At 46.4% G+C, this 6,368-nt stretch carries 5 protein-coding genes; all 5 read right to left on the bottom strand.

Translation table 11 applies throughout. The annotated features are described in order from the left end of the window. Positions 1-333, bottom strand: a 333-nt coding sequence (locus I8U27_RS06550; RefSeq protein WP_198065853.1) for a (Fe-S)-binding protein, incomplete at its 3' end; no start/stop codon positions are given. 302 nt (positions 334-635) lie between these two features. Continuing rightward, the gene (locus tag I8U27_RS06545; protein WP_181751027.1) at positions 636-1,394 is read right to left on the bottom strand and encodes a DeoR/GlpR family DNA-binding transcription regulator; all 759 of its coding nucleotides are present in this window, start codon (positions 1,392-1,394) and stop codon (positions 636-638) included. A 19-nt stretch (positions 1,395-1,413) separates the two neighbouring features. Then, complete coding sequence (gene rhaB, locus I8U27_RS06540) at positions 1,414-2,883, bottom strand: rhamnulokinase (RefSeq protein ID WP_181751026.1); 1,470 nt, start codon at positions 2,881-2,883, stop codon at positions 1,414-1,416. Continuing rightward, positions 2,880-4,100 (bottom strand): L-rhamnose isomerase, encoded by a 1,221-nt coding sequence (rhaI, locus tag I8U27_RS06535; RefSeq protein WP_181751025.1) that lies wholly within the window; start codon positions 4,098-4,100, stop codon positions 2,880-2,882. Before rhaI ends, rhaB begins: the two co-directional genes overlap by 4 nt. A gap of 83 nt (positions 4,101-4,183) precedes the next feature. Then, positions 4,184-6,283, bottom strand: a complete 2,100-nt coding sequence (locus I8U27_RS06530) for a bifunctional aldolase/short-chain dehydrogenase (RefSeq protein ID WP_309506103.1) — start codon at positions 6,281-6,283, stop codon at positions 4,184-4,186. Between the last annotated feature and the right edge of the window lie 85 nt (positions 6,284-6,368).

The following is a 6,368-nucleotide window of genomic DNA, read 5'->3' as shown; positions in this document are numbered from 1 at the left end:
AAACTCAAAGGTCTTTTTAATCAGCTGCTCTACTCTGTTCAGATTAACCGGGTCATCCCGGAAAAGTTCCGGATAATAATGATGAATCATTCCGGTACAGGACCCGGAGGGGGATACAACATATTGTGAATCTTCAAAGGCATCAAGCATTGTTAAAGCTACCTGCCGCGCTTCGTTTACATAGCCGCTGTTAAAGGCAGGCTGGCCACAGCAGGTCTGGCTCTCGGGAAAATCAACTTCTGCCCCGTGGCGGTATAACAATCTCACCATGCTCTCACCCACATCGGGGAAAAATTGGTCGGCGAGACAGGTAATGAATAAAGAGACTTTCAACTGAAAATCCACCTTTTCAATATTTTTCTGTGAAAGTGATGTGTCTGTGGGGGAGGCAGAATTCTGTCTCGCTCCCGATCGGTGCCCTGCGAGGAAGTAAGTTGATGGCCGCTCCAAAAACTGCACAAGGGGCGTAGGCATTAGGCAGGGAAGCGAATCAAAGGAAGAATTGCTCGCTTTTTCCCTTGGGCGTTTTTTCCGCTCGGTCGGTCGCCAAAAGGTCGCTCCCCAGAATCCTGCTTCCCCGCATGATAAAACGTTCATCCCAGGGTAATGCTGGAAATTTGAGCTTTCAGGAATCACTACACCTGGATAACCTCAACGGAAAGCTCCTCCAGCTGTTGAATATACTTGTAATCTGTTTTGGAATCGGTGATCACCCCGAAAATCTGATCAAAAGCAGCCAGTTGGGCAAATGCCCGCACCCCAAATTTACTGTAATCGGCCAACAGAAATGTCTGATCGGCAATATTGATCATGCGCTGTTTAACCAGGGACTGCATCTCATTGGATTCGCTGATCCCATGCTGAGGGTGTACCCCCTTGCAGGAAATAAACGCCTTGTTTACATGATACAGATCCAGTGAACGTTCAGCTAAAGGCCCCACATAAGAGAGAGATTTGGCAAGCAGGATCCCGCCCGTGGAAATCACCTCAATCTTCTCTTTACCGCTGAGTTCCATCGCCACTTTAATCGAATTCGTTAACACAGTAAGTGGAATATCCGGCAAAATCTTCGCCATATACCATGCTGTTGTACTGGCATCAAGGATAATGCGGTCACCCGAAGTGATATACTTTAGTGCTTGTTTGGCAATCTCTCTTTTTTCCTGCACATTTAAAATCTCACGTTCAAAATAGGGAATTTCCGGCTGATCTTTTTTTATGCTTACTGCCCCGCCGTGACTTCGCCTGAGCTTTCCTCTTTTTTCAAGATGATCCAGGTCCCGCCGAATCGTTTCTTCTGTCACTTGGAATATTTGACTCAACTCCGAAACCCTAATACTTCCTCTTTGATTGACGAGGTCGAGGATTTTTTGTTGCCTTTCCGCTACAAGCATCATGTTTACCTACTTTCCTTTAGCACCCTGTTATCTTACAGAACCTTCCATAAGCATCATCCCACATATGAATATCTTGCGGGTCATAGGTTTGGACCGGGAATGAATTTCTTACCACTTGCCTTGCTTCTTGTATGTTTTTTATTTTTCCGAGTGTTATATATTGAACCAGAAGGTTTCCTACAGCGGTTGCCTCCGCAGGTCCTGCCCATACCGGACGGGCGATGGCATTGGCCGTAAATTGACATAGCATCACATTATAAATGCCTCCTCCTACCATATGCAAACCGGAGAATTTTTTATCGGCAAGCTTTTCTGTCCGTTCCAGAACCAGCCGATACTTCAAAGCTAAACTCTCCATAATACAGCGGAGAATCTCACCTTCCGTCTGTGGAACATATTGATTCGTGTCATGACAATATTTCCGGATCTGTCTTGGCATATGCTCCGGATGCAAAAACATTGGATCATCCGGATCGATGAAAGATTGAAATGCTTTTGCCTTGTCTGCCAATCGTATCATTTGTTCATAACTGAGGCTGTTTCTTTCTCTTTCCCAGGTCCGTTTGCATTCTTGAATCAGCCACAGGCCCATGATATTTTTCAATAAGCGGAAGGTATGATTAATGCCGCCTTCATTGGTAAAGTTCCATTCCAACGCCTGTTCGTTCAATATCGGTTGCGGTACTTCCGTGCCCAGAAGCGACCATGTGCCACAGCTTAAATAAGCGAAATCTTGCTGATCAGTCGGAACTGCTGCCACAGCCGATGCAGTATCGTGCTCTCCCACTGCAATCACGGGAAGAGAAGGAATATCCAATTCCTTGCAGACAGCCGAAGTGAGTGAACCGGCCACAGTACCGGGATGAAAAACGTCCGCAAAAATATGAGAGGGGAGCCCCAACTGATTAAGAAGATCGTGATCCCACTTTTTCGTTAACGGGTTAAACAATTGTGTGGTTGTCGCGTTGGTAAATTCGCCTGATTTCTCTCCAGTCAGAAAATATCTTAACAGATCGGGAATCATTAACAAGGTTTCCGCGTGTTCCAGGATCGGAGAACCTGCTTTTTTCATGGAAAATAAGTGATAAATGGTATTAATCGGCATAAATTGAATGCCTGTTCGGGAGAAGATCTCTTCCCGAGGTATGAGACTGAACACTTCTTCCATCATGCCATTCGTTTGGTGGTCCCGGTAGTGATAAGGATTACCCAGCAGTTCCCCGTGTTTCCCTATTAAACCAAAGTCAACCGCCCAGGAATCAATAGCGATACTTTTCAGACTTTTATCCCCTTGATGGCAGCTTTTGAGAATTCCCTGCTTCACTTCATGAAATAACCGTAAAATATCCCAGTACAGGCGGTTGCCCACCTGTACCGGATCATTGGAAAAGCGGTGAATCTCTTTCATCTCGATCGTATCACCATCAAATCGGCCTACGACAGCTCTGCCACTGCTTGCACCCAGATCAAATGCTAAAATATTCACCAGCTGGCTCCGCCTTTGCCGCGGGAGAGGATCTGATCCGCATAACCGCTGGCAAAATAAGCTTTCATGGGATCAACAGGTACACCCATCTCCTCTCTCACCACTTGTAATAGTGGGGTCACATCTAATTCAAACGCTTCTCTCACTGCATGTTCCGCTGCCAGAACATCCTGGTCCCGCTGGGCTTTTCTCACCTTTTCCAGATCTATCAGCAACGCTTTTGCATACTGGGTTTGTACATTGAGTACAGAGCGGATCATAGCGGGAATCTTTGGCTCAATACAGTGGCTCTGGTCAATCATATAGGCAATGTTTTCTGCGGTTTGACGCACTTCCCGGTCCGGGTCCGCAGCAGCATCAATCATTTGATAGAAAATAAGAAACAGCTCATACGGGTTCATGGCCCCGACAATTAAATCATCATCGGCATACTTTCGGCTGTTGAAATGGAATCCTCCCAGCTTTTTTTCATCCAATAGATAAGCAACAATATGCTCCACATTCGTCCCTGGAGCATGGTGCCCGGTATCCACTAGCACCTGTGCCTGTTCTCCCAGTTTCGTTGCCATATTGAATGCCATTCCCCAATCCGCCAGATCTGTATGGTAAAAGGCCGGTTCAAAAAATTTATATTCGATGAGCATCCTCATATCAGGGGTCATTGCCTGATACAGCTCAGTGAGAGCTTCCAGCATCCAGTGCTTGCGTTTACGAATATCAGCCTGGCCGGGGTAATTGGTGCCGTCAGCAAACCAGAGACTGATGAGATCAGACCCCGTAACCTTTGCAATCTCCACACATTCCAGCAAGTGATCCGTTGCTTTCCGGCGAATGTTGGGGTCTGAATTACATACACTTCCGAACATATAGTCATCATCTTGAAATAAATTCGGATTTACCGCACCGATGGAAACACCCAGTTGAGCCGCATGCTGTTTAAGTTTCTCATAGTCATCTACCTTATCCCAGGGAATATGCACCGCAACGGAAGGACAAATTCCGGTCAGACGATGCACCTGCGCGGCATCCTCTATTTTTTCAAAAGGGTTTCTGGGAACGCCGGCCTGTTTAAATACTTTAAATCTTGTCCCCGAATCACCATAACCCCAGGAAGGTGTTTCAACCTTGAATGACTTCAACTTGGCTTTCACTTTCTCCAGATCAATGCCGCGCTCTTTCTGTTGTTCTTCAAAAACCCGGTATGCCTTGTCACTCATTTTGGTCACCCTCTCCCTTTTGAGCCACCGCCATTTATATGCTTTTTTGTACATCAACCACAAAGTTTTATCATCTTCAAGTGTTAACGGGTGAAAGCAGCCGGAACCCCGCCGTCAACGGTAATCATACAACCTGTTGTTTTAGATGCTCTGGAAGAAGCAAAAAATGCGATGGATTCAGCAATATCCTGTGGATAAACATTTACAAGAAGCGTGGTTCTCTCCCGATAATATTCTTCCAACTGATCAGGCTCGATTCCATATGCAGCCGCTCTATCGTTACGCCAGCCGGAGTTCCAGATCGCCGATCCTTGCAAAACCGCATCCGGCAGAACGGAATTCACCCGGATTCCATACTGCCCGCCTTCAGCAGCAATACAACGGGCCAAATGAATTTCCGCCGCTTTCGCTGTACTGTATGCTGCGGCATTTTTTCCGGCATAAACAGAGTTTTTCGATCCCACAAATACCAGATTCCCCCCAATCGACTGACTCTTCAAAATTTTGAATGCCTCGCGCGCAACCAGGAAGTATCCTGTGGCAAGCACATCCATATTCAGGTTCCATTCCTGTAAGGTGGTTTTGTCCAGCGGATTGGAGGTAGCCAGACCCGCGTTGTTGACCACAATATCTACACCGCCATATGTGAGAATCGCCTGCTTAAACGCCTCCTGAACTTCCTCTTCTTTTGTCACATTCATTTTGACGGGAATCGCTCTTCCTTCTCCATAAGTTTGATTGATTTCCTCGGCAATTTTTTGCGCACCCTCCAAATTAAGATCGGCGATCACCACATGAATCCCTTCCGATACCAGGCGTCGGCAGGCAGCACTTCCAATTCCTCCCGCCCCTCCGGTCACAAATCCGATCTTCCGGGAGAATTCGGCTTCCGGCGGAGCCAGCGTTAACTTGTAAAGCTCCAAAGGCCAATATTCCACATCATAAGATTCTTTTTCGTTCAAAGAAACGAATGATCCCAGCGCCGTTGCTCCCCGCATAACGGCAATCGCACGATGGTACAGTGCTTCGCTTACTTTGGACATCTCCCAACTCTTGCCGGTATTCACCATACCGATCCCGGGGATCAGAATAACGCGCGGAGCAGAGTCAACCAATTGGTCGCCCTCATTTTTGTTCCGTTTAAAATAACGTTTGTACTCTTCTTTATATTCAGCGATGCCTGCTTTTAACTTTTTGATTAAATCTACGATATGGTGAGTCTGCGGATCCCAGTCTATATACAGCGGCACACGTTTGGTATGAACCAGATGATCAGGACATGCGGCTCCAACTTGAGACAACCGGGGGGCTTCACAGCTGTTGATAAATGTCAAAACATTTTCGCTGTCATCAAAAGTTACGATCATTTTCTTGTCTTCACTAACCGCCCCGCGAATGATCGGGAGTACCCGGCTCAAAATTTCCCGGCGTCCGTCTAAAGGCAAAGACGTATATTTGGCTCCCCCAAACAGCCTCTCCGGGTCTTCACGGGAACGAATATAATTTTCCGCTTCCTGTATGATAGCAATCGTGTTATGATAACATTCCTCAGATGTATCACCCCAGGTCACCAATCCGTGCTTTTCCATTAAAACCAATTGAGCGTCAGGATTCTCCCTCACACCTTCGGCAATCATTTTTGACAGTGTAAATCCGGGGCGAACATACGGGACCCAGACAAAACGATTGCCAAAAATCTCCCTGGCAATCTGCTTTCCATTATCTGCACAGCAAATGCTTATAATGGCATCCGGATGGGTATGGTCCACATGTTTGAAAGGTAAAAAGGCATGAAGCAGTGTCTCAATGGAAGGGCGCGGATGTTTGCTGTCAATCATACAATGCTGCAGATAAGCAACCATCTCTTCATCCGACATCGAGTCACGTTCAAAGAGGGGGAGGATATCATCCAACCTTAATCCTGTAAAATTTTTCGCTTTCATCGCAGCCAGGTCGGAACCGCTTCCTTTGACCCACATCACTTCCATTTCCCGGCCGCGGAAGTCTGTTTCTATTGTTTTCATCGAGGTATTGCCTCCGCCCCAATTAGCTACGGTGCGGTCGGCCCCCAGCAGATTGGACCGGTATACCAATTCATCCAATCCGCTGTTGATTTGTGCTGCCTTCTCCATCTTCCACCGGTTTGCAACCATTTTAGCCTCCCTGTTTTTGTTTGCTTTTATTTTTATTTGATTTTGTTGTTATGATCATATCATATGTTTATTTTGTTTTGAATATATTGGTTCATTTTTGTTTTAATATTTCAGT

The sequence above is a fragment of the Paenactinomyces guangxiensis genome, assembly GCF_016055185.1.
Classification (GTDB): Bacteria; Bacillota; Bacilli; order Thermoactinomycetales; family Thermoactinomycetaceae; genus Paenactinomyces; species Paenactinomyces guangxiensis.
The sequence above is the reverse complement of the archived record's forward strand: the minus strand, read 5'-3'. Positions and strand labels throughout refer to the sequence as shown.